The sequence below is a fragment of the Nocardiopsis oceanisediminis genome, from assembly GCF_048595525.1.
GTDB classification, from domain to species: domain Bacteria; phylum Actinomycetota; class Actinomycetes; order Streptosporangiales; family Streptosporangiaceae; genus Nocardiopsis_A; species Nocardiopsis_A oceanisediminis.
Genome location: NZ_JAFMZJ010000001.1, coordinates 2,488,181 through 2,512,584, shown reverse-complemented (window position 1 = coordinate 2,512,584; position 24,404 = coordinate 2,488,181). Strand labels below are relative to the sequence as shown.

The 24,404-nt window shown below is 75.7% G+C and carries 18 protein-coding genes; 15 read left to right on the top strand and 3 right to left on the bottom strand.

Annotation, left to right across the window (positions count from 1 at the left end):
* Positions 1–46: 46 nt before the first annotated feature.
* Positions 47–1,918 (bottom strand): ABC transporter substrate-binding protein, encoded by a 1,872-nt coding sequence (locus J0910_RS11180; protein ID WP_420158436.1) that lies wholly within the window; start codon positions 1,916–1,918, stop codon positions 47–49.
* A gap of 260 nt (positions 1,919–2,178) precedes the next feature.
* Between J0910_RS11180 and J0910_RS11175 the strand changes: the two genes are divergently transcribed.
* From J0910_RS11175 to J0910_RS11150, 6 genes are all read left to right on the top strand, one after another.
* A complete protein-coding gene (locus J0910_RS11175) occupies positions 2,179–2,892 on the top strand; it encodes a metal-dependent hydrolase (RefSeq protein ID WP_420158435.1) in 714 nt (237 codons plus the stop codon).
* A gap of 64 nt (positions 2,893–2,956) precedes the next feature.
* Positions 2,957–3,622: an O-methyltransferase gene (locus J0910_RS11170; protein ID WP_420158434.1), complete on the top strand. Its 666-nt coding sequence runs from the start codon at positions 2,957–2,959 to the stop codon at positions 3,620–3,622.
* Between the two features lie 113 nt (positions 3,623–3,735).
* A complete protein-coding gene (locus tag J0910_RS11165; RefSeq protein ID WP_420158433.1) occupies positions 3,736–4,884 on the top strand; it encodes an exonuclease SbcCD subunit D in 1,149 nt (382 codons plus the stop codon).
* On the top strand, positions 4,884–7,901 hold the full coding sequence (locus J0910_RS11160; RefSeq protein WP_420158432.1) for an AAA family ATPase: 3,018 nt from the start codon (positions 4,884–4,886) through the stop codon (positions 7,899–7,901). The genes J0910_RS11165 and J0910_RS11160 overlap by 1 nt, the downstream gene beginning before the upstream one ends.
* Before the next feature lie 319 nt (positions 7,902–8,220).
* Positions 8,221–9,042, top strand: a complete 822-nt coding sequence (locus J0910_RS11155) for an AAA family ATPase (RefSeq protein ID WP_420158431.1) — start codon at positions 8,221–8,223, stop codon at positions 9,040–9,042.
* Positions 9,039–9,452, top strand: coding sequence for a hypothetical protein (locus J0910_RS11150; RefSeq protein ID WP_420158430.1), 414 nt, complete (start codon positions 9,039–9,041; stop codon positions 9,450–9,452). Before J0910_RS11155 ends, J0910_RS11150 begins: the two co-directional genes overlap by 4 nt.
* A gap of 18 nt (positions 9,453–9,470) precedes the next feature.
* Here J0910_RS11150 and J0910_RS11145 read toward each other — a convergent pair whose 3' ends face one another.
* Together J0910_RS11145 and J0910_RS11140 are read right to left on the bottom strand one after the other, a co-directional pair.
* Positions 9,471–10,388, bottom strand: a complete 918-nt coding sequence (locus J0910_RS11145) for a TIGR03621 family F420-dependent LLM class oxidoreductase (protein WP_420158429.1) — start codon at positions 10,386–10,388, stop codon at positions 9,471–9,473.
* Between the two features lie 75 nt (positions 10,389–10,463).
* Complete coding sequence (locus J0910_RS11140; RefSeq protein WP_420158428.1) at positions 10,464–12,500, bottom strand: bifunctional copper resistance protein CopD/cytochrome c oxidase assembly protein; 2,037 nt, start codon at positions 12,498–12,500, stop codon at positions 10,464–10,466.
* A gap of 620 nt (positions 12,501–13,120) precedes the next feature.
* On the opposite strand from J0910_RS11140, the gene J0910_RS11135 reads away from it, so the two are divergent.
* From J0910_RS11135 to J0910_RS11095, 9 genes are all read left to right on the top strand, one after another.
* On the top strand, positions 13,121–14,377 hold the full coding sequence (locus J0910_RS11135) for an amidohydrolase family protein (protein WP_420158427.1): 1,257 nt from the start codon (positions 13,121–13,123) through the stop codon (positions 14,375–14,377).
* A gap of 129 nt (positions 14,378–14,506) precedes the next feature.
* The gene (gene ald / locus J0910_RS11130) at positions 14,507–15,628 is read left to right on the top strand and encodes an alanine dehydrogenase (RefSeq protein ID WP_420158426.1); all 1,122 of its coding nucleotides are present in this window, start codon (positions 14,507–14,509) and stop codon (positions 15,626–15,628) included.
* A gap of 141 nt (positions 15,629–15,769) precedes the next feature.
* Positions 15,770–16,369 carry a class I SAM-dependent methyltransferase gene (locus tag J0910_RS11125; protein ID WP_420158425.1) on the top strand — a complete coding sequence of 200 codons (600 nt, stop codon included), beginning with the start codon at positions 15,770–15,772 and terminating at the stop codon, positions 16,367–16,369.
* Positions 16,370–16,465: 96 nt separating this feature from the next.
* Positions 16,466–17,623 carry an enolase C-terminal domain-like protein gene (locus tag J0910_RS11120; protein WP_420158424.1) on the top strand — a complete coding sequence of 386 codons (1,158 nt, stop codon included), beginning with the start codon at positions 16,466–16,468 and terminating at the stop codon, positions 17,621–17,623.
* 173 nt (positions 17,624–17,796) lie between these two features.
* Positions 17,797–18,225 (top strand): hypothetical protein, encoded by a 429-nt coding sequence (locus tag J0910_RS11115; RefSeq protein ID WP_420158423.1) that lies wholly within the window; start codon positions 17,797–17,799, stop codon positions 18,223–18,225.
* A gap of 296 nt (positions 18,226–18,521) precedes the next feature.
* Positions 18,522–18,977: a MaoC family dehydratase gene (locus tag J0910_RS11110; protein ID WP_420158422.1), complete on the top strand. Its 456-nt coding sequence runs from the start codon at positions 18,522–18,524 to the stop codon at positions 18,975–18,977.
* 295 nt (positions 18,978–19,272) lie between these two features.
* Positions 19,273–21,270, top strand: a complete 1,998-nt coding sequence (locus tag J0910_RS11105) for an NAD(P)-binding protein (RefSeq protein ID WP_420158421.1) — start codon at positions 19,273–19,275, stop codon at positions 21,268–21,270.
* Positions 21,271–21,389: 119 nt separating this feature from the next.
* Complete coding sequence (locus J0910_RS11100) at positions 21,390–22,967, top strand: DUF2397 domain-containing protein (RefSeq protein WP_420158420.1); 1,578 nt, start codon at positions 21,390–21,392, stop codon at positions 22,965–22,967.
* A gap of 170 nt (positions 22,968–23,137) precedes the next feature.
* A complete protein-coding gene (locus J0910_RS11095; protein ID WP_420158419.1) occupies positions 23,138–24,397 on the top strand; it encodes a TIGR02678 family protein in 1,260 nt (419 codons plus the stop codon).
* Positions 24,398–24,404 lie beyond the last annotated feature (7 nt).

Below are 24,404 nucleotides of genomic sequence, written 5' to 3'. Positions count from 1 at the left end.
CGGGGCCGGGCGGGGCGCGCGGCCGAGTCGTTCGCGGCCGCCTCGGCTATTCGCGGTCGTCTGCGGTCGCCGAGCGGCGCCGCACCAGCAGGAACACGGCCCCGCCGACGACCAGCACCACGGCCGCGGCGATACCGGCGATCGCGCCGCCGGACAGGCCGGCGCCGCCGGAGGTGCCCTCGGCCGGGACCGCGCCGGAGAAGCTCCAGTGGCCGTCCTGGCCCCACAGGTTGCCGCCGGGGTCCGGCTGGGGCTGCATCGAGGCGATCTGGTCGGAGCGGTAGGCCTCCAGGGTGTCGGCGTAGGTCAGCACGTCGACCACGGCCTCGTCGTAGAGGATGGCCTGCATCCGCTTGATGGTCCCGGCCCGCCCCTCCGGGTCGTCGTAGGCGGCGAGCTGCTCGGCGTAGAGCTCGTCGTACTCCTCGTCGCAGAAGTAGGCGTCGCCGCGCATCGTGCCCGGCTCCTCGGGCAGCGCGTCGCAGGTGTGGATGCCCAGCACGTAGTCCGGGTCGGGGTTGACCGACCAGCCGGTCCAGATGAGGTCGTACTCGCCGCTGTGCAGCGCGTCGCTGAGCACACCGGGGTCGACCTCCTTGTTCTCCACCTTGACGCCGATGTCGGCGAGCCGCTCCACGATGATCGGCGCCATGGCGACGTAGTCCGGCCGGTCGTTGTGCGTGTGCATGCGCAGTTCGAGCCGGTCGCCGTCGGGGGACTCGCGGACCCCGTCCTCGCCCTTCTCGTAGCCGGCCTCGTCCAGCATCGCGTTGGCGGCGCCGGGGTCGAAGGGGAGCCGGTCGTCGCCCTCGGGCTCCCAGTAGTAGTCCGGGTAGCGGGAGGGGATGTAGCCCTCGGCCGGCTCGGCGTAGCCGCCGTAGGCGGTGTCGACCAGCTCCTGCTTGTCGATGGCCATCATGATGGCCTGGCGCAGGGTCTTGTCCTCCAGCGCGGGGTGGCCGTCGCCGAACTCCTCGCCGTCCTGGGTCTCGGCGCCGGGGTTGACGGTGAACGCCTGGAAGCGCTTGCCGCTGGCCTTGTTGACGGTGATGCCCTCCTGGCCCTCCAGCGAGTCGGCCTGGGCCGGGGTGAGGCCGGAGACCAGCGAGACCTCGCCCTTGCGCAACGCCTCGACCTGCGCGTCCTGGTCGGCGAAGTAGCGGAAGACGACCTTCTCGAACTCCGGGGCGCCGCCGTAGTACTCGGGGTTGGCCTCGATGGTGACCGACTGGTTGGGCTCGTACCCGGTGATGGTGAACGGCCCGCTGCCGACCACCGGGAACTCTTCGTCGTTGTTGAAGTCGCCGTAGTCGCCGACCTCGGACCAGACGTGTTCGGGGAGGATCGGCACGTCCATGGAGAGCATGGTGGCCTGGGGCTCCTTGAGGGCGACCTCCAGGGTGCGCTCGTCGAGCGCCTCGGCCTTCTCGAAGTTCTCCACGTAGTTGCCGTTGGCGGTGGCCGCGGCGGAGTCCTCCATCATCGTGGTGAAGGTCCAGGCGGCGTCATCGGCGGTGATCGGCTCCCCGTCGCTCCACTTCATCCCCTCGCGGAGGGTGTAGGTCCAGGTGAGCCCGTCCTCGGAGGGCTCCCAGGACTCCGCGAGCATGGGGTGGGGCTCGTTGGTCTCCGGGTCGTAGCCGACGAGGCCCTCGTAGACCATCTTGTGCACGCTGGTGCTGATCAGGCGCTGGGCGAGGAAGGGGCTCAGCGAGTCGACCGGCTGGGAGACCGCGACGGTCATGGTGTCCTGCTCGGCTTCGGCCGCGGCGGCCCCGGCGGGCAGCAGGGCGCCGGCCAGGCCGAGGGAGGCGGCGCCGGCGAGGAGTCTCATGGCGGCGCGCCGGCGCACGCGGGGTGCGCCCGGCACACCGTCCGCGCCCGGAGGGGGCGCGGTCGGGGGGATTACGGTGGACATGGTCGGCAACCCCTCTTCACGCTGGGAAAACGGGGGGACCTCAAACCCGTTAGGTTGGTTGTCTACCAGCGTGCACAGAAAAGCGTCAACGACTTACACCCGCCTCGTCACAGGATGTTCACGATCCTTCTCCCCCGTTCCCCGCGCCGCGGGTCTATCATTCCGGTGCGCGGATTCAGCCGTACGGAAACACCGCCGAAGAATCGCCATAATCGGCCGTGATTCGCCAGAAATGCGGACGGCCGCTACCGTTTCCGCTCATGATGGGGCACTCTCACGCGCTGAGCGGCGCGGTCGGCTGGATGGCTGTCGTTCCTCTGCTGGACGGCGCCGAAATACTCGGCACCACCTTCCACATGGGTCCCGGCGAGATCATCGCGGGCGCGCTGGTGTGCGCGGGCGCCGCGCTCATCCCCGACCTCGACCACAAGAGCGCCACCATCACCCAGACCTACGGGGCCTTCACCCAGACCCTGGGCGCCTTCATGAACTGGGTCTTCGGCGGCCACCGCAACGGCACCCACTCGCTGCTGTTCGCCGCGCTCATGGGCGCCGTCGCGCAGGGCCTGGCGCTCTGGTCCGAAATGGCCGTGCAGATCTTCGTGTTCCTGCTGGTCGGCATCGCCTTCAACGGCCTGGGACTGGGCCTGGACAAGAACCGCACCGCGGCCGGGGTGATCAACGCGCTGCTCACCGCGGGCGTCACGCTCTCGCTGTACAGCGCCGGCACCGACTACACCTGGATGGGCGCCGCGGTGGCCTTCGGCTGCCTGCTGCACTTCATCGGCGACATGGCCACGCACATGGGCGTCCCGCTGCTGTGGCCGTTCACCGGCTACCGGGTCGGCCAGAACATCGGCTTCAAGACCGACGGCAAGATCGAGCGGAACGTGGTCACCCCCGGGCTGACCATCGCCATCGTCATCTACGCCTTCTACCTGTTCGACTGGCCGGAGCTGCTGCCCGAGGTCTGACCCCGGCGGCGCCGGGGAGCGCCGTCCCGGGACCGGTGCGCCGCGCGGGGCTAGCATTGCCCCTGTGACGAGAACCACCGAGTCCATGACGCCCGAGCTCCACGACTACCTGGTCGCGCACAGCACACCGGTCGACCCGGTCCTGCGCGACCTCGCCGAGGAGACGCTGCGCGCCCTCCCCGAGCAGGCCGGCATGCAGATCGGCCCCGAGCAGGGGCGGTTCATGACCATGCTGGCGCAGGTCCTCGGCGCGCGGAGCGCCGTCGAGATCGGCACCTTCACCGGCTACTCCTCGATCTGCCTGGCCCGCGCCCTGCCGGACTCCCCCGGCGCGCTGCTCGCCTGCGACATCAGCGAGGAGTGGACCGGCATCGCCCGCCGCTACTGGGAGCGCGCGGGGCTGTCCGGCCGCATCGACCTGCGGATCGGCCCGGCCCTGGAGACCCTGCGCGCGCTGCCCTCCGGGCACGCGTTCGACCTGGCCTTCATCGACGCCGACAAGAGCGGCTACATCGGCTACTGGGAGGAGCTGCTCCCCCGGATGCGGCCGGGCGGCGTGCTGCTCGCCGACAACACCCTCTCGCACGGGCGCGTCGTCGACCCGGCCGAGACCTCCGCCGCGGTGCAGGGCATCCGCGACTTCAACGACCACGTCCTCGCCGACGAGCGGGTCGAGGTGGTCCTGCTGCCCATCGGCGACGGCCTGACGATGGCCCGGCTGACCGGCTGAGCCCGCCGGCGGGGGCGGGGCGCCGGGCGGCGTCCCGCCCCCGCACCGCCCGCCGCCCGCAGGGCCCCGGGTTCCCCGCCGGGACGGGCGGAACTGCAGTACGCTCGCGGATCATGCGGATCTTGCACACCTCCGACTGGCACCTGGGGCGCACCTTCCACCGGGAGAGCCTGCTCGGGGCCCAGGCCGCCTTCATCGACCACCTGGTGGAGACGGTCCGCGCCGAGCGGGTCGACGTGGTCGCGGTCGCCGGGGACCTCTACGACCGCGCCCTCCCCCCGGTCGACGCGGTCCGGCTGCTGGACGAGGCGCTGCGCCGCATCCGGGACACCGGCGCCCGGGCCGTGCTGATCAGCGGGAACCACGACTCCATGGTCCGGCTCGACTACGGCTCCGGGCTGATCGACGCCGCCGGCGTGCACCTGCGCAGCTCCCTGGAGGGCATCGGCTCCCCGGTGCTGGTCGAGGACGGGCACGGCCCGGTCGCCTTCTACGGCATCCCCTACCTCGAGCCGGAGCTCGCCCGCCCGCACTGGGGGCTCTCCGAGCGCGGCCACCCCGCCGTCCTCGGCCACGCCATGGACCTGGTCCGCGCCGACCTGGCCGCCCGCCCGGCCGGCACCCGCTCGGTGGTGCTCTCGCACGCCTTCGTCACCGGCGGCGCCCCCTCCGACAGCGAGCGGGACATCTCCGTCGGCGGGGCGTCGCACGTGCCCGCGTCGCTCTACGACGGGGCGGACTACGTCGCCCTGGGCCACCTGCACGGCCGCCAGCGCATGTCGGAGCGGGTCCGCTACTCCGGCTCCCCGATCGCCTACTCCTTCTCCGAGGAGCACCAGGTGAAGGGCTCCTGGATCGTGGAGCTGGACCGGGGCGGCGCGGTGCGCGCCGAGTTCGCCGAGGCCCCGGTGGAGCGCCCGGTCTCCCGGGTCTCCGGCCGGCTGGAGGACCTGCTCGCCGACCCCGCGCTGGAACCGCGCACCGGGCACTGGCTGGAGGTCGCGCTGACCGACCCGGTCCGCCCGGAGCGGCCCATGGAGCGGATCCGCGAGCGCTTCCCGCACACCCTGCACCTGGTCTTCGAACCGGAGGGCGCCCCGGACCCGGGCGACCGGCCGTGGGCCCGCCCCGCCGACCGGACCGAGCCCGACCTGGTGTTCGACTTCGTCGACTGGGCGCGCGGCGCCCCCGCCTCCGGCGAGGAGCGGGCGCTGGTCCGCACCGCGCTGGAGGAGCTGCGGATCAGGGAGGCCTCCGCCTGATGCGGCTGCACAGCCTCACCGTCCAGGCCTTCGGCCCGTTCGCCGGCGCCGAGGAGGTCGACTTCGACCGGCTCGGCGCCGCCGGGCTGTTCCTGGTGCACGGCCCCACCGGCGCCGGGAAGACCTCGGTGCTGGACGCCGTCTGCTTCGCCCTGTACGGCGGGGTCCCCGGGGTGCGCGGCGCCGCCCGGTCGCTGCAGAGCACGCACGCCCCGCCCTCGCTCCGGCCCGAGGCGGCGCTGGAGTTCACCGTGCGCGGCCGCCGGCTGCGCATCACCCGCTCGCCCGCCTGGCGCCGGCCGAAGAAGCGCGGCTCCGGCACCACCGAGGAGAAGGCCAAGGTCACCGTCGCCGAGTACACCGGCGGCACCTGGCGGCCGATCACCCTCCGCCCGGACGAGGCCGGCCAGTTCGTCTCCGACCTGCTCGGGGTCAACCTCAAGCAGTTCTGCCAGGTGGTCCTGCTGCCGCAGGGCGAGTTCGCCCGGTTCCTGCGCGCCCCCGCCCGGGAGCGCCGCGACTCCCTGGAGCAGATCTTCGGCACCGGCGTCTTCACCGACGTGGAGAAGTGGCTGGCCGAGCACTCCGCCGCGCTCGGCCGCGCCGCCGGGAGCGCCGAGGCCTCGGTGCTGAACACCGCCCGGCTGCTCGCGGAGGCGGCCCGGAGCCCGCTGCCCGAGGCGGCCGAGGAGGACCCGGACTCCCTCGTCCCGTGGGCCGCCGAGCTGGCCTCCGCCACCGCCGCCGACGCCCGCGACGCCGCCCCGATCACCGCCGGCGCGGTGGCCGCCCGGGACCGCGCCCGCACCGCCCTGGAGCAGGGCCGGTCGGTGCTGGAGAGGCGCCGGCGGCGGGCCGCGGCCGCCGCCCGCGAGGCCGAGCTGGCCGCCCGCGCCGCCGAGCGCGCCGCCTGGGACGCCGAACTCGCCGCCGCGGAGCGCGCCGCCCCGGTCGCGCCGCTGCTCCGCGCCGCCGAGAACCGGCGGGTGGAGCTGGAGAAGGCCGAGCTCGCCGCGGCGGAGCGGACCTCCCTGGCCGGCGGTCTCGCCGGCGCCCCGGAGCCCCGCCCGGCGGCGGAGCCCGCCGGGTCCGTGCCGGCCTCCGACGCCGACCGGCTGCGCACCGCCGAGCGGGGCCGCCGGGACGAGATCGCCCGGCTGAAGCACCTGCTGGACGACGCCGAGCGGCTCACCGCGCTGCGCGGCGAGGTCCGCGGGCTGGACGGGCGGGCCGCCGGGGCCCGCCGGGACCGGGAGCGGCTGGCCGCCCGGACCGCCGAGCTCCCCGGCCGCCGCGCCGAACTCGCCGCCGGGCTCGAGGAGCTCCGCGCCCGCACCGGCCCGCGCGAGGCCGCGGTCGAGGCGCTGGAGGCGGCCCGGCGCCGGCACCGGGCGGCCGCCGACACCGAGCGCCTCTCCGCCGAGCTGGCCGAGGCGGTGCGGCGCCGCACCGCGGCGGTGGACGCCGCCCAGGCCGCCCGGGACGCCCTGCTCGACCTGCGGCGGCTGCGGATCGAGGGGATGGCCGCCGAGCTCGCCGCCGAGCTGGGCTCCGGCTCCCCGTGCCCGGTCTGCGGCTCGGTGGAGCACCCCGCGCCCGCCGAGGGCGGGCCGAGCCGCCCCTCCCCCGAGGACGAGGAGCGGGCCCAGGCGCGCTCGGACGCGGCGGACTCCGGCCGCGCCGAGGCCGAGCGGCTGGAGTCCTCCCTGACCGAGCGGCTGGCCGCCGCGCGGGAGCTGGCCGGCGGGCTGGACGCGCAGGGCGCCGAGGAGCGGGTGCGCACCCGCCGCGCCGCGCTGGACGAGCTGGAGGCCGCCGCGGCGCAGGCCGCCCGGACCGCGGAGCGGATCGCCGCGCTCGACGCCGAGCTGGAGCGAGTCCGCGCGGAGGAGGCCCGGCTCGACCGGGAGCTGGCCGAGCTCACCGAGCGGCGCGCCGCGCGCGGCGCCGAGGCCGAGCGGATCGCCGCCCGGCTGGACGCCGCCCGGGGGGACGACCCGGACCTGCCCGCCCGGGTGGCCCGCCTGGAGGAGGAGGCCGGGCTGCTGCACGCGGCCGCCGAGGCGCTGGACCGGCGCACCGCCGCCGCCGGCGAGCTGCACGACGCCGAGGCCGAGGCGCGGCGCGCCCGCGAGGAGGCCGGGTTCCCCGACGCCGCCGCGGTGCGGGCCGCCGAGCGGACCGAGGCCGAGCGCCGGGCCGTCCGGGAGCGCGCCCGCGGCCACGACGACGAGCTGGCCGCGGTCCGCGCGGTGCTGGCCGACCCCGCCACCGCCGAGGCCTGGGCCGCCCCCGAGCCCGATGCCGCGGCGCTGCGGGCCGCCCTGGAGGCCGCCGAGGCCGCCGCCGACCACGCCGTGTCCTGGCGGGACCGCCTGCAGCGGCGCGCCCGGGACCTGGCCGACCTCCGTGCCGAGCTGGACCGGCGGCTCACCGGTTCCCGGCCGGCCCGGGAGCGGCACCGGGTCGCCGACGGCCTGGCCCGGCTGGCCGCGGGGACCTCCCCGGCCAACCGGGAGAGCGTCCCGCTCTCCTCCTACGTGCTGGCCGCCCGGCTGGAGCTGGTGGTGGCCGCCGCCAACGACCGGCTCGCCACCATGTCGGGGCGGCGCTACGAGCTCCGGCACACCGTGGACAAGGCGGCCGGGGACCGCACCCGCTCCGGCGGCGGCCTGGGGCTGCGCGTCATCGACGCCTGGACCGGCCAGGAGCGCGACCCGGCCACCCTGTCCGGCGGCGAGACGTTCATCGCCTCGCTGGCGCTGGCCCTGGGGCTGGCCGACGTGGCGGGCGAGGAGTCCGGCGGCACCGACATCGGCACCCTCTTCATCGACGAGGGCTTCGGCACCCTGGACGAGGAGACCCTGGAGGAGGTGCTGGACGTCCTGGACCGGCTCCGCGACGGCGGCCGCGCGGTGGGCGTGGTCAGCCATGTCGCCGACCTCCGCTCCCGCATCCCGGCGAAGCTCCGGGTGCTCAAGTCCCCCTCCGGCTCCCGCCTGGAGCAGACCGGCTGAGCGGCGTCCGCGGGCGCGTGCGCGGACTCCGCCCGGGCCGGGGCCGGTCTTCGCGCCGACCGAAACCCTTTTTCTCTTCCGCCGTCCGGGGGCGCGCCCTTCCGCCCGCCCCGCGGCGCCCGCCGCGAAGCCGCGGGCGGGGCGGCCTGATCGGAGGCCGCTGCAGGTGGGAACGGGCGCCTCGGTGTCGGCGGGCGGCCCGGGGCGGGTGGGGCCGGGGGCGCGCGGTCCGCCCGGGCGGAGTTCCCGAAAGGCGTGTGAGACCTCTCTCGCCCGCCCTTTAACCCCTGCTTTAGTGCGGCGGGGCATAAGCTCTGGCATGACCAGCCCTCCTCTTCCCCCTCCGGTCCGACCGGCGCCGCCGTCCCCCTCGCACTCTTCGCGGCCCCCGGCCGGCCGCGCCGCGGCGGAGGGCCGCGGGGCGGTCTACCCCCGGCGGTCGCTGGTGCTGGTCGCCGGGGTGCCCGGGGCCGGGAAGAGCACCCTGCTGCGGCGGCTGTTCGGGCTCCGCGGGGACGAGGCGGGGACGGTGGTCGCCGAGGGCGGCGTGCGGGTGGTCGACTCGCTGCAGTCGCGCTACCGGCTGAGACCGGTGCTCGGCCGGATCCCCTACCCGCTGTGGCGCTGGGTGGTGCACGTGCTGCACCTGCTCCGGGTGGCCGCGGCGCTGCGCGGCGGCGACCCGGTGGTGGTGCACGAGAGCGGGACCCGGCGCCCGGTCCGGGTGCTGCTCGCCCTGCTCTGCCGGCTCCGCCGGTACGAGGTGCACGTGCTGATGATCGACGCCACCCCGGAGGAGGCGCGGAGCGGGCAGTACGCCCGGGGGCGGCGGGTGACGGCGCGCAGCCACCGGACGCACTCGCGGCGCTGGCGGCGGCTGCGCGCGGCCGCCCGGAACGGGCCGACGGCGTTCGTGCCGGGAGCGCGCAGCCTGCTCTCGATCGACCGGCGCCGGGCGCGGGAGCTGGCCTGGATGCGGTTCGCCCCCGGCCCCGGGGCGTCCCCGGCCGGGGGCGGGGAGCACCGCCCCGCACCGCCGCCGCACGGCCCGGCGCCGGCCCTGCGGGGCGCGGACCTCACATCCGCGCGGCCCGCTCCCGGTGCGGCGGCGCTCCGCGGAGCTGACACAATGTCGGAGTGAATTCGCTGGTCGACATCGTTCTCTTCGGGGTCGTCGGGGCCGTCATGCTGGCGGCGCTGCTCGGCCTCATGCTGCTGACCACCGGCCGCTCCCAGGGCCCGGGGCTGCGCGCCGTGTTCGGCGTCGCCTCCACGGTCCTGCTGGTCGCCGTCCCCGCCCTGGCCGCCGCCGAGGCGCTGGGCGCCGGGCAGGGCTTCGCGATGGCCCTGGCCACCGCGTTCGGCGTCGAGGTGATCATCTTCGCGGCGAACCTGGCGCTGATGCCGGCGGTGGTGCGCCGCGCGGCGGCCGCGCAGGGGGTGACCGGCCCGCTGCCGTCCCCCTTCTCCCCCGTCCCGCTCATCGGCGGCCTGGTCAGCTGCGCCCTGCTCGCGCTGGTCGGGACCGGCATCGCCGCGCTCGTCCCCTGAGGCCGGCCGCCGGCGCGGTCAGCCGCCCGCCTCCTCCAGGCGGCGCACCTCCGGGATGACCCGGGCGAGCGCGTCCCGGTGCTCGCCGTGGGTGCACACGTAGCCGAACCCGTAGCGGTCCCGGTTGGCGATGATCTCCGCGGCGATCTCGCCGACCGTCCCCACCAGGATGATCGGGCTGGCCAGGACGTCCTCCGCGGTCTCCAGCCCGGATCCGGCACCGTACTCCGCGGCGAGGCCGGCCGCGGTCCGCTCCGCGTCGTCGGTGACGGCCACGGTCTGGACCAGGATGTTGAACTCCAGGCCGGGGAGGCGCTCGCCGGTCTGCTCGCGGACGAAGCCGACGCGGCGCAGCATGTCCTCCGGGCCCTCCACCCGGAAGGTGCCCATCGGCGCGCCGCGGCGCTGCACCAGGCCGCCGAAGCCGATGATGTCGGCGCGGCGGGCGGCCAGCCGGAGGGTGCCCTCCCCGTGGCCGCCGATGAGCAGCGGCGGTCGGGGGCGCTGCACCGGGCCGTGGCCCGGCCCGCCGTCGGCGAGGAACCGGTCCAGCCCGTCCAGGGCCTGCTCCAGCGCGGCCAGCCGGTCGGCGTGGCCGCGCCAGGGGATGCCCGCGGTCTCCGACTCCGACTTCATGTGCCCCAGGCCGACGCCGAGTTCGAGCCGCCCTCGGGAGAGCCGGTCCACGGTGGCGGCCTCCCGGGCGAGCAGCGCCGGGTTCCAGAACTCGTTGTTGACCACCATGGTGCCGAGCCGGATCCGCTCGGTGGCGGCGGCCGCCGCGGCCAGCATCCCGAACGGCGCCGGGTGGCCGAGGTGGTCGGGGGCGAGCAGCACGTCGTAGCCCATCCGCTCGGTCTCCCGGCAGTACCGCGGCCACTCTGCGAGGTCGGCGCCCCGGAAGTTGACGCCGAACCGGATTCCTCGTCTGGTCATGGGACGAGGAAACCGCACCGGGGCCGCCCGGTTCCAGGGTTTCTGCCAGGCGCAGAAGCCCCGGGCCGGGCCGGCTCAGCCCTCCTGCCGCTTGGAGCGGCGCTCCAGCTCCTGCAGGTAGGCGTTGTAGGCGTCGAGGTCGGCATCGTCGGAGCCGCCGCGCCTGCTGTGCCGCTCGCGGCGCCGCTCGGTGCGCTCCTCGTCCTTGGCCCACTGCCGGACCAGCGCGATGGTGACGAGCAGGGTGGGGATCTCGCCCACCGCCCAGGCGATGCCGCCGCCCCGGTACTGGTCGTCGCCGACGTCCTCGCTCCACGGGATGTCGAAGTTGCCGTAGTAGTCCATCGCGATCGGCTCCGACTGCATCATGATGCCGATGCCGAGGAAGGCGTGCATGCCCATGGCCAGCAGGAGCAGGACGATGCGCAGCAGGTAGGGCATCTTCCGCGGGCCCGGGTCGACGCCGATGATGATCCAGTAGAAGAGGAACCCGGAGAGCAGGAAGTGCACGTTCATGAACAGGTGCCCGGTGTGGTTGTTCATGAGCGTGCCGAACAGCGGGGAGAAGTAGAGCGCGTACGGGCTGAGCACGAACAGCGCGGTGGCCACCGCCGGGTGCGTGGCGATGTGCGAGAAGCGGCTCTGCAGGAAGGCGTTGATCCACTCGCGCGGCCCCCGGTCGCCGCGGCGGGCGGCCGGCTTGAGCGCGCGCAGCGCCAGGGTCACCGGCCCGCCCAGCACCAGCAGCACCGGGACCAGCATGGAGATCGCCATGTGCTGCAGCATGTGCGAGCTGAACAGCACCATGGCGTAGGTGGCGAACCCGCTGAGCAGCGACGCGACGATGACCGCCAGGCCGGCGTACCAGGAGACCACCCGGACCCACGGCCAGGAGTCGCCGCGACGGCGGAGCCGGACCACCCCGGCCGCGTACAGCCCGCCGAGCACCACCGCCAGCATGATGAAGAACAGGTCCGGCCGCCACAGGGTGAGCAGCGTCCCAACGCTCATCGGCGGCGGGACCGGGAAGCCGAGGATGGCGGTGGCCGGGTCGACGGCGCTCTCGTCGACCGGCGGCGGCGCGGTGCGGCTGAGCGCGGTGGACAGCCCCATCACGGCGCCCATCACCGCGATCTCCACCCCGGCCAGCCGGGCGAAGAGCAGCCGCCCGGCGCCCTCCCCGATCCGGTGCACGGTGCGGCGGCGGTGCGCCCAGCCGATCGCGCCGAGCAGCGCGAACAGCGCGATCTTGGTGAGCATGATCAGCCCGTAGGGCGTGGTGAAGAGCTGCTCGAGGCCGTAGAGCCGGCTGAGCGCGCTGGCCGTGCCGCTGATCGCGACGCCGATGTAGGCCCAGAGCGCGATCCGGCTGAACCGCTCGGCGGCGACCGGCGCGTCGTCCGGGGCGGCGCGCAGGCCGTGGAAGGTGACCGCGACCAGGCCGCCGACCCACACCGAGATCGCGACCAGGTGCAGTGCCAGGCCGGTGACGGCCAGCTCGTGGTTGCCGGAGGCGGCGGCGTGGCCGGTCAGCGCGGGCGGCAGCAGGCCGAACAGCGCGGCGCCGAGCAGCAGCATGGCGCCGGCCGCGGACTCGACCGTGCGGCCGAACAGCGCGACCGCGGTGGCCAGCAGGATCACGAACATCAGCGAGCGGCCCTCGGCGATCTGCCCGGCGTAGCTGGTGAGCTCGTTGCCGATGATCTGCGAGGGCACCTGGCCCATGATGTTGGAGAGTTCGAAGACCAGCCGGGCGCCGGAGGCGGCCGCCCACACCAGGGCGGTCCAGGAGGCGGCCCGCACGTACCCGGTGGCCTGGGAGCCGATCGCGCCCTTGGCGGAGGGCAGCAGGACCGCGGCGAGCAGCAGCAGGCCGACGGTGAGCGCCCCGGCCAGGTTGCCGAGCACCCGGGAGACGGGCAGGCCCCACCGGGTCAGCGAGCCTGCGTCCGGCAGGCCGGGGATGACCTGCGCGGTGACCGCGCCGCCGGCCACCAGGGCGATGATCAGGGTGATCGCGCAGACCGCGGCCGCGGTCACCGCGATGATGGCGGCCGTCTCGACGCCGCGCCCGCGCGCGCCGCCGCTCTGCCGGGTCTCAGGGGGAGCCACGGGTGCCACTCCGTCGTGGTCGGGATTGCCTGCTGTCGGAACCGGCGGCGTCCGCCGCACCGCTCCGCCCCTTCCCCGGAGCCCTGGGGCGGGCCCGGTGGGCGGCTCCGCAGCGGCCGGGGAGGGCGGGGGCCGTGCGCGTCCACCACCGGGCACCAGGGTAATCCCACTACTACGACATGTCGTACCCGGGCCGCATCGGCCGGACCCGTCCCCCGCCGCACCGGTCCCGCCGTTCCGGGCCGGCCGGAACGGCGGGAGCGCCGGGGACTCCGGCGGACCGGCCGGGTTCCGGATCGCGTGCGGTACGCCCCCGCGCACGGCGCTTCCGTTCCGCCGCTCCGCGGTTCTCCGCCGCCCGCTCCCCGGGCGCGCTCCCGCGACGCGCCCCCGGAACCGGCCGGTGCGCCGACGGGGCCGGGAAAGCGCAGGTGGAGGCCGGGAAAGAAGGGCGTAACGCCCTCTTTTCGGGGCCGATCGCGATACGGTCGACGGACCGAATGCGCACCCACCCGCCCCGGATCCCGCTTCCAGCGCACCTCCGGGAAGCAGCGCGGAACCGGCGGGGAACGGCGGGCCCCGGCCCGCGCGAACGGCACTCCGAGCATGAAGGGGATCCCGTGCCCCAGATCGACACCGTCATCCGCTCCCGCCGGGTGGTCACCGCCAAGGGCGTGATCCCCGCCTCGGTCGGCCTGCGCGGCGGCCGCATCGCCGCGGTGTGCGACCACGGCGCCCCGCTCCCCGGCGCGGCCGAGATCGACCTGGGCGGGGTCGCGCTGCTGCCCGGCCTGGTCGACGCGGACGTGGCCGTGCACGCCCCCGGGCAGCCGCTGCGCGAGGGCTACCTGGAGACCGAAGCGGCGGCGGTGCGCGGCGGGGTGACGTCGATCGCGGTCGCCCCCGGCGGCGGCACCGGGCCGCGCGGCGCCCCGACCGCGATCACCGGCGAGGCCGCGCTCAAGGCGCACCAGGCGGCGGCCGCCGGGATCGGGGTGCACGTCGCGTTCCTGGGCGCGGTCACCGACCGCAGCAGCTCGGCCGACCTGGCCGAGCTGCGCTCCGCCGGGGTCGCGGGCTTCCACTGCTCGCTGTCGGACGGCGGGGCGGAGTCGGCCGCCCCGATCGGCGACGGGCAGCTGCTCAAGACGATGGTGGAGGCGGCCGCGATGGGCGCGCCGATGCTGGTGCACGCGGAGGACCCGGCCGAGCTGACCGCGCCGGACTCCCCGGGCAACGGCGCGCTGCTCGCCGCCCGCCCGCCGCGCGCGGAGCGGCGCGGCCTGGAGCGGGTGATCGCCGCCATGCGGGTGGCCGGCACCCGGACCCACGTCACACCGTTCACCGCGGCCGAGTGCGCCGCGCTGCTGGGCGCCGCGCGCTCGATCGGGGCGCCGCTGACCGCGCACACCTGCCCGCACTACCTCTGCCTCCCCGCCGAGCAGGTCCCGGACGACGCCCCGGCGTTCCGCTGCCGGCCGCCGCTGCGCTCGGCGGCCAACCGGGACGCCCTGTGGTCGGCGCTGCTCTCCGACTCCGACAGCGCGGTGCGCACCATCGGCTCCGGCCACCGGCCGGGCACCGGGGTCTCCGCGGTCTCCTGGACGCTGCCGGCGCTGTGGACCGCCGCCCGCCGCCGCGGCCTGGGGCTGGACCGGGTCGCCCGGTGGACCTCGACCGAGCCGGCGGCCCTGCTCGGCCTGGCCGGCAAGGGCCGGATCGCCCCCGGCGCCGACGCCGACCTGGTCGCCTTCGACGGCGATGCGCCGCACGCGGTGCCGTCCGGTGATCCCGGCCCCTACGCCGGCCGCCGGCTCACCGGCCGGGTCGTCGGCACCTGGATCGCCGGCCGCCGGGTGTTCCCGGCGCCCGGGTGACCCGCGCCCGACCGGGCCCCTTACACGGTGTCAACATGACCAGGGATGACTGTCCATGTTGGAGATGTTCCGCCGCGATGGGGCGCGTCACAGTGAAGGGGTGTCAACGAGGATGCAAGGAGGACCCAAGTGCGCGTCGGCGTGCCCCGCGAAGTCAAGAACCACGAATACCGGGTGGCCATCACTCCCGCGGGCGTCCATGAGCTCGTGAGCCGCGGGCATTCGGTCGCCATCGAGCGCGGAGCCGGCATCGGCTCCTCGATCACCGACGAGGAGTACACCGCGGCCGGCGCCCGCATCCTGGAGGGTGCGGACGACGTCTGGGGCGAGGCGGAGCTGGTCCTGAAGGTCAAGGAGCCGGTGGCCGAGGAGTACCACCGGATGCAGCCCGGCCAGACCCTCTTCACCTACCTGCACCTGGCGGCGTCGCGTCCGTGCACCGACGCCCTGCTGGACCGCAAGGTCACCTCGATCGCCTACGAGACGGTGCAGCTGCCGGACGGCTCGCTGCCGCTGCTCGCCCCGATGTCGGAGGTGGCCGGCCGGCTGGCGCCGCAGGTCGGCTCCGCCACGCTGCAGCGCCCCAACGGCGGGCGCGGCGTGCTGATGGGCGGCGTCCCGGGCGTGCGCCCGGCCAAGGTGACCGTGATCGGGGCCGGCGTCTCCGGGATGAACGCCACCCGGATCGCGGTCGGCATGGGCGCCGACGTGACCCTGCTCGACCTCAGCGTGGGCAAGCTGCGCCACGCCGACGAGGTCTACGGCGGCCGGGTCCGCACCGTCTCCAGCAACGCGCTGGAGCTGGAGCGGGCGGTGCTGGAGTCCGACATGGTGATCGGCGCGGTGCTGATCCCCGGCGCGAAGGCGCCCAAGCTGGTCTCCAACGAGCTGGTGTCCCGGATGAAGCCGGGCGCGGTGCTCGTGGACATCGCCATCGACCAGGGCGGCTGCTTCGAGGACTCGCGTCCCACCACGCACGCCGAGCCCACCTTCGAGGTGCACGACACGGTGTTCTACTGCGTGGCCAACATGCCGGGCGCGGTGCCGAACACCTCCACCCACGCCCTCACCAAGGACACGCTCCGCTACGCGGTCGCGCTGGCCGGCAAGGGCTGGAAGGACGCGCTGCGCGAGGACGCCGCGCTGGCCGCCGGGCTGAGCACCGTCGACGGCGCGCTCACCAACGACGCGGTGGCCGAGGCGCACGGCCTCAAGGCGATCCCGGTCTCCGAGGCGCTGGCCGGGGCCTGATCCCGCGGCGCCTGATCGAACCGCCTCCCGGGCGGGCAGGACCCTGTCACGGGGTCGTGCCCGCCCGGTTCCGTTCTCCGGCGGGAAACGGCCGGCGCGGTGCCGGGCGGGGGCACCGCGGCGAGCGAGGGGAGGCGGCCGATGGCGTCGAGGCGGCGGCTGTGGGACGGGCGGCCGTGCGGGGCGAACCCGTTCGCGCTGCCCCGGGGAGCGCTGGGGCGGCTGGCCGGGGCGGTGATGGCCTGGGAGAACCGGGTGCAGAACACCGAGGCGCTGCTCTACGCCGACCCCGGTCCCCGCGAGGACGTGCTGGAGGTCGGGCACGGCCCCGGTGTGCTGGTGGGGCTGCTCGCCGGCCGCGCCGGGACGGTGACCGGGGTCGATCCGTCGCCGGAGATGGTCCGGGCGGCGCGCAGGCGCAACGCCGGCGCGGTCCGGGACGGCCGGGTCCGGCTCCGCCTCGGCGACGCCGCGGGCACCGGCGCCCCGGACGCCTCCTTCGACCTGGTCGTCTCGGTGAACACCGTCGCGCTGTGGCCGCGGCTGGAGCCGGCCGCCGCCGAGCTGCGCCGGGTGCTGCGCCCCGGCGGCCGGCTGCTGCTCTTCTGGCACCTGCGCCCGCGGGGGTTCGCGCTCTCCGCGGCGGAGCGGGGCACCGCGGCCGCCGCGCTGCGGGCGCGGTTCGGCGAGGTCCGGACCGCGGATCTGCGGCACAGCGTGGTGTTCGCCGCACGGCCCTGATCCGCCGTCCGGTGGTCGGCCCCGCCCCGAGGGGATACCGTCGTGAAGGGGCGCCGCCCAGGCGGCGGAAGCGGACTCGGGGAAGGCGGAGCGCGCGTGTCACGTACCGGATCGGCGATCGGGGCCGGCCTGGCCGGGATCGAGGCGATGCTGGTCCGGCTGCCGGCGCCGGTGCCGCGCACCCGGCGCCGGGGGGCCGGCGGCCCGCCGCGCATGGTCCGGCACGCCCTGGTCCGGGTCAGCGACGGCACCGGGACGAGCGGCTGGGGGGAGATGCCCGACGCCGGCCCGGAGCGCTGGCGGACCCTGGTCGAGGAGTTCGCCCCGGCGCTGCTCCGGCACGCCTGGAACCGGCCGACCGAGGCCCAGGACGCCTGGGCCGACCTGGCGCCCTGCCCGCCGGCCGCGGCCGCGCTGGACGCCGCCTGCTGGGACCTGTGGAGCCGCCGCCGCGGCACTCCGCTCTCGCACGCCCTCGGCGGGTCGCGCACCGCGATCACCGCGGGGGTGACCATCGGCCGCCAGCCGTCCGTGGAGTCCCTGGTCGCCGAGGTGAACCGGCAGGTCGGTGCCGGGTTCCGGGCGGTCCGGCTGGAGATCGGGCCGGGGTGGGACGTGGAGCCGGTCCGCGCCGCCCAGGAGAGCTATCCGCACCTGGCGCTGCAGGCCGCCGCGGGCGGCCGGTACACCGAGTCCGAGGCCGACCTGGACGCGCTGCGCGCGCTGGACGAGTACCGGCTGCTCTGCCTGGAGCAGCCGTTCCCCGCCCCGGACCTGGCCGCGCACGCGCGGCTCGCCCGGGAGCTGGGGACCACGGTCGCGCTGGCCGAGTCGGTGGACTCGCCGGAGAGCCTGGAGGAGGCGGTCCGCGCGGAGGCGGGCGGGGCGGTCCGGCTGGAGGTGTCCCGGCTGGGCGGCCTGACCCAGGCCCGCCGGGTGCACGACCGCGCCGCCGACGCCGGCTGGGACGTCTGGTGCGGCTCGGAGGGGGAGACGGGCCTGGGCCGGGCGGCCCGGGTGGCGCTGGCGTCGCTGCCCGGCACCACCTTCCCCAGCGAGATGCCCGGCGCCGGCGTGCGGGCGGCCCGCGAAGTGGTCGACCCGCCGGTCCGGGCGCACGACGGGATCGCCCCGGTGCCGCTCACCGTGCCCGGTCTCGGGCACGACGTGGACGCCGGCGCGCTGCGCTCGATGGCGGTGGAGACCGCCGTCCTGGAGCGGTCCCGGCCGACCGAGCCGGAGCGCTCGGGCTGACCCCTTCCCGGGGGCGGGGCCCGGTGCGCGCCGCCGCGGCGCGACCGCGGCTCCGGCGTCCGCCCGGCGCCGCCGAGAGCGGAATCCGCCCAGGTCGCCACAGGTATGAACCGGTTCCGTCCGGTACGGCGGTTCTCCCCGGAGCGGGGCGCTCCCGTGCGTAATGTAGGCATATGGGCCCGTTCATCGTGCATGCCCGGAGATGGCAGGACGGCTGGGAGCTGCGGATCGTCGGCGCCGGTGTGACCTGGTCGCCCGACCTGGCGCAGGCCTGCTCCCGGGCGCGGGCGTTCGTCGGGGACCCCGGCGCCCGGGTGGAGGTCGTCCCCACCGTCGACGAGGAGACCGACCGGCTGATCCTGGACGCCCGCGGGGCGGTGGACGGGGCGGACGCCGCGCGCCGCTCGGCGGCCGGGGCGGTCCGCGGCGCGATGCGGCGGCTGGCCGAGGCCGGGGTCGACGAGGACGACGCCGCCCGCCTGCTGGGCGTGCCGCTGCCCCGGCTGCACGCGCTGGCCGCCGAGGGCGCGGCGGCACCGGCGCAGCGCCCCCCTTCCGGACCCGAGGCGTCCGAGCCGTCCGGCGCGGAGCCGTCCGCCTAGATCGGTGGGAAAAGGCGACGGGCGCAGAAGAACACCCCGCTCCCTCCCCCTTCCCCCGGTGATCTTGGAGTTGCGGGGCCATCAGAGGGCCCTGACGGCCCCGCAACGTCAAGATCATCGCCCCAGGGCGGGCGCGCTCCGGGCCGCGGCGGGGCCCGGTCCCGGGCGCCGGACCGGGCGGGCCGGGGCGGCCGACCGCCCCGTCCGGGTTTTTCCCGAGCCACTACATACTGAACGGTCGGTTGACGCTAGAGTCGTGCCGAGGTCCCCTCCCGGCCGAAAGGAAAGTGCCGCTCATGCGTACCTTCGCCGATGTCAACGAGCTCGCCGCCGCCCAGGGCGAGGAGCTGGGCCGAACCGACTGGCTCACCGTCACCCAGGACCGGATCGACGCCTTCGCCGACGCCACCGGCGACCACCAGTGGATCCACGTCGACCGGGAGCGCGCGGCGAGCGGCCCGTTCGGCACCACCATCGCGCACGGCTACCTCTCCCTGTCCCTGCTCGCCTACTTCGGCCCGCAGGTGTTCACCCTGGAGAAGGCGCCGTCGATGGGCATCAACTACGGCCTGAACAAGGTCCGCTTCCTGCAGCCGGTCGCCGAGGGGTCCCGGGTGCGCGACGCGGTCCGCCTGGTCGAGGCCAAGGAGACCGGCAAGGGCCTGCTGTTCACCATGGCCCACACCGTGGAGATCGAGGGGGCCGAGCGCCCGGCACTGGTCGCCGAGGCGCTGTCGCTGATGGTCCCCTGACCCGGGGGCGCCCCCGCCGGCGGGGGCGTGCGCGAACGGACATCCGACCACCGGGTGAAAATCCGACAAAACGTCTCATTAACAAAATATCGGGCGTAAGATGGCCGAGTTCGCGGCGGACTCCCCCGCGGACCCGTTCACCTGGCAAGTACGACACCGGTCGTTCCGCACCCCAAAAGACACACCGCACACGGCAAAGACTCAGGCGCACCCCCGCCACGCCTCCGCGTCGCCCGCTCCCCCGCATGCTCTTGTGGTCCTCAAGTCCGGGACGCCGGGAACGACGAGGAGACCAATGTCCGATCAGCGACGACGCCCCCGGCCTTCCGACAGCGAGCTCGGCATGGACCGCCGGATCAGTCGGCGCGACTTCTTCGACGGGGCGAGCGCGGCGGCGGTCGGCGGAATCGCCGCGGCGGTCCTGGCCGGCTGCGCGCCCGGGGACCGGGACTGGGCCGCCAGTCCCGCGCACCCCGCGTCGGCCCCCGCCGGGACCGACTACCCGCCGAGCATGGAGGGCCTGCGCGGCAACACCCAGCAGGCGCTGAGCATCCCGCACAGCATCCGCGACGGCCGGCTCGGCAGCGTCGTCAACACCACCCGGGTCAACGACCTGGACGAGCACTACGACCTGGTCGTCATCGGCTCGGGCATCAGCGGCCTGTCCGCCGCGCACTTCTACAAGAAGAAGCACCCCGAGGCGAAGATCCTCATCCTGGACAACCACGACGAGTTCGGCGGGCACGCCCGGCGCAACGAGTTCACCCCCGAGGGGCGCGACCAGGTCCTCATCGGCTACGGCGGCACCCAGGCGATCGACACCCCCTCCGCCTACAGCAAGACCGCGATGGGCCTGCTCAAGGACCTCGGCATCGAGGTCGACCGGTTCAAGGACTTCTTCGACCAGAAGTTCTACGAGAAGTGGAAGCTGGCCGAGGAGGGCGACACGGTCTTCCTCCGCGCCGAGGAGTTCCGCACCGACCACCTCGCGGTGCGCACCAAGGGCATGCCGGTCCGCGAGTGGCTGTCCGGCGCCCCGCTGGAGCCCGAGTCCGTGGAGCAGATCGCCGCCCTGTACTCCGACTCCGGCGACGACCCGATGCCCGGGCTGTCCGCGCAGGAGAAGCAGGAGCGGCTGTCCCGGCTGACCTACATCGACTACCTCCGCGACGTGCTGGGCTGCAACGACGAGGTGCTGGCCTTCATGGAGACCATCACCAGCGACGAGTGGGCGGTGCCCGCCTCCACCTGGGGCGCGATCGACGCCTGGGGCGAGGGGCTGCCCGGCTTCGCCGGCATCGGCCTGGACGACTCCGAGGCCTCGGAGTACAACTGCTACTCGCTCCGCCGGTTCTGGAAGTTCGACGACCCCTACATCCACCACTTCCCGGACGGCAACGCGAGCATCGCCCGGCTGCTGGTGCACTCCCTGATCCCCGGCTCCGTCCCGGGCGCCGACGAGCTCGACATGGAGAGCGTCGTGCTCGCCGAGTTCGACTACTCCAAGCTGGACGAGGAGGGGCAGGACGTCCGGCTGCGGCTGCAGTCGCCGTGCACCGGGCTGGCGCACGACGGCGCCCCCTCCAGCGCCGAGCGGGTGTTCGTCACCTACCACCACGACGACGCGCTGCACCGGGTCACCGCCGGCCACGTCGTCATGGCCGCCTGGCACGTCATGGGCAAGTACCTGATGCAGGAGCTGCCGAGCTCCCAGCGCCGGGCCATGACCGACGCCTCCAAGCAGCCGCTGGTCTACGCCAACGTGGTGGTGCGCAACTGGCGGCCCTGGGTCGAGCTGGGCACGCGGCACATCCGGTTCACCGGCGGCGACTGGGCGGTGGCCCAGCTGGACTACCCGGTGAGCATGGGCGGCTACGAGCACCCCAAGGACCCCGCCGAGCCGATGATCATCCAGATGATCAGCGCGCCCTCCCCCGGTGAGCTGTCGCTGCGCCAGGGCGCCGTGCACGCCCGGCACGAGCTGCTCCGGCGCCCCTTCGAGAGCTTCGAGCGGAGCATCCGCCAGACGCTCAACCGCGCCCTGGGCGACGGCGGGTTCGACGCCGCCCGGGACATCGAGGCGATCACCGTGAACCGCTGGGGCCACGGCTACGCCCGCGAGTACACCCGCCGCTGGGACTCGTTCTGGCCGAACGGCCCCACCCCCGCCGAGACCGCCCGCAAGCGGCTCGGGCGGATCACCATCGCCAACTCCGACGCGGCGCCCAACGCCTACACCGACACCGCGATCGACCAGGCGCACCGCGCCGTCGAGGAGTTCGACGAGCTCTGATCCCCGCCCCGCGGGGAGGGGCGGGCCCGGTGCGGGCGCCGCCCCTCCCCGCGGGCGAGGCGCGTCACCTCGCGTTCGGTCCGGGAGTGTCGGCTCCAGGCGCTAAGTTGGTGCGGGTCATGCCCTACACGCCTTCCGAACCGGACGACCTCGAGCGGCTGCGGCTCTACGCCTACCTGTCGGCCCCCGAGCGACGCACCTACCTGGCCGTCATGCGGCTGTTCACCGGGACCCTCCTGGCCGACCTGGGGGCCGGGGAGGTCGCCGCGGCGCTGGCCGCCGCCGAGCGGCGCGGCGAGGTCGACGAGGGCGAGTCCCGGCTGGAGACCGTGGCCGACCGGCTGGACCGGCTGGCCCGGTGGGGGAACCTGGTGCCCGGGCGGCGCGAGCCCGCCGCCACCATCGCCGAGTTCACCCGCAGCCGGGTCCGCTACCAGGTGTCCAAGCTGGCCATGCGGGTGCAGCGGGACGTGGACGACATGCTCCGGGTCGCCGAGGGCGCCCGGGAGGTCTCCCGGGAGCTGCTGCCCGCGATCGCCCGCGGCCTGGCCGACATCGCCCGGACCCTCGGCGACCTGGACGCCGCCGAGCGCGGCCGGGGGCCCGGCGACGCCTCCGCGGGCACCCTGCGCGAGCGCCTCGCCCAGCAGGTCACCACGGTCTTCCTGCAGCACGGCGAGTTCGCCGCCGCGGTCCGCGACTTCTACGCCTACCTCGGCTCGGTGATCGCCCGCTACGACCTGGGCCCGGAGGAGACCTCCGGGTTCAAGCACATGCTGCTGGAGTACGTCGACCTGATCGCCCAGGACGTGCTCCGGCACTCCGGGACGATCGTGGAGCGGCTGGGCTCGCTGGAGGCCCGCCGCGGCGACCTGCTCGCACTGCTCGGCACCGGCCAGGACGCCTTCACCCCCAACACCTCGGTGGTCGGGCAGACCGAGCTGATGGAGCGCGCCCCCGGCCGCACCCCCGCCGACTGGGACGGCCTGGCCGACTGGTTCCTCGGCCGCCCGGGCCGCCCCTCCGAGGTCGACGAGGTGCGCGACGCCACCAGCCGGGCGATCAGCGCGCTGCTCGGCAACGTCAAGCGCTCGACCGGCAGCGGCGGGGTCGACCCGGGCCGCCGCCGCGACCTGCTCACCCTGGCCTCGTGGTTCGACGGGGCCGAGCCGGCCGCCGCACACGACATGTACGCCGCCGCGTTCGGCCTGTTCTCCGCGCGCCACCTGGCGCTCGCGCCGGAGGACGGCGCCCCCGACCCCGCCTCGACCTGGGCCGGCGGAGAGGGGGTGCCGGTCGGGGTGAACGTGCGCAGCAAGGGCGAGCGCGCCCCCGGCGGGCAGGTCCCCCGGGTCGGCGACGACCCGCTGGGCCGCGCCGCGCTGCTGGAGGAGGAGGCGCGCCGCCGGGAGCGCAGGTCCGCCGCGGTCGGCGAACTCGCCGCGGCGTCGGCGAACCTGGCCGGCGCCCGGCTCTCCGCGGACGCCCTGGACCTCTTCTGCGAGCTGCTCACCCTGGCCGGGGCCTCCCGGGACGCCCCCGCCGAGCAGGGCACCGCGTCCGACCCGGTGTCCGGGCTGACCCTGGTCGTTCGCCCCCGGCCGGACGGCGCCGCGGACCGGGTCGGCTCGGTCTTCGGCACCCTGGAGCTGCACGGCGCCGAGGTGGAGCTGACCGTCGCGGAGGGCGCCCGATGAGCCGCCGAGCGAACCCGGGGCCCGCAGGACAGCGGCCCGCAGGGCCTCCGTTGAGGGCGGGGGTAGACGACGGGCGGAAAGGACAGCGGCCCGCAGGGCCTCCGTTGAGGGCGGGGGCGGGCGACGGGCGGAAAGGACAGCGGCCCGCAGGGCCTCCGTTGAGGGCGGGGGTGGGCGACGGGCGGGCAGAGGCCACCGTCCTGGAGGGCCTGGACTCGATCGAGGCCGCCCAGGTCCGCCGGTGCGCGCGGGTGCTGCTGCGCCGCCCGCTGCTGCGCGCCGACGGCCCGGAGGGCGAGGTGCTGCCCGCGGTGCGGCGCTACACCGAGCGGCTGCAGGCGCTGTTCGCCGGCTACCTGGGCTACCGCCTGGTGGTGGAGCCCGGGTTCGCCCGGCTGTACAAGGCCGGCCGCACCCCCGACGGGGTGCGCGGCGCGCACAAGGCCAACGGGGCGCCGTTCACTCCGCGCGCCTACGCCTACCTCGCGCTGGTGCTGGCCGCGCTGACCGGTTCGGGCGGCCAGGTGCTCCTGTCCGGCCTGGTGTCGGAGGTGCGGGCGGCCGGCGCGGAGGCCGGCCTGGAGCTGGGCACCGGCATCGTGGACCGGCGCGCCCTGGTGGCGGCGCTGCGGCACCTCATCGACCTGGGGGTGCTGGCCGAGACCGACGGCAGTGTCGGCCCGTGGGCCGAGGACGCCGGCCGGGAGGCGCTGCTCACCGTGGACGTGGAGCTGCTGGGGCACCTGGTCGCGGCGCCGCTGGGGCGCTCCTCCTCCGCGGGCGAGCTCGCCGGCGGCGGCCCGCCCGCCGGCGAGGACGAACGGCACCGGGTGCGCCGCCGCATCGTCGAGGACCCGGTGGTGCTCACCGCCGACCTCTCCGCCGAGCAGCGCGACTGGCTGCGCACCCGGCTGCGGGCCGAGGCCGAGCTGCTGGAGGAGCTGTTCGGGCTCTGTTTGGAGGTGCGCTCCGAGGGCGTGCTCGCGGTGGACCCGGACGGCTACCTGAGCGACCTGCTCTACCCCGGCCACGGCACGCTCTCCCGGATCGCCCTGCTCGCCGCGGACGAGCTGGTCGGCCCCGGGGCGCCGGGCGCACCGGCCGCGGAGGGCGGCCGGGTCCCGGTCCCGCTCGACCGGCTGGGCGAGACCGCCGCCGCGATCGCGGAGCGCTACCCGAAGGCCTGGTCGAAGGAGGCGGTGCGGGACACCGGGCGGCTGGCCCGGTCGGTCGCGCAGACCCTGGTCCAGGCCGGCCTCGCCCGGACCGGCCCGGCCGCGGAGGGGGCGGCGGAGACCGTGGAGATCAGCCCGGCCGCCGCCCGCTACCGGCCCCGCCCGGACGGCCCGGACGAGGAGGGCGGGGAGCCCGCCCCCGAACCCGCCGCCCCCGCCCCCGGCGAGGGCCAGGAGTCCCTGTTCGGGCCCTGACCCCGCC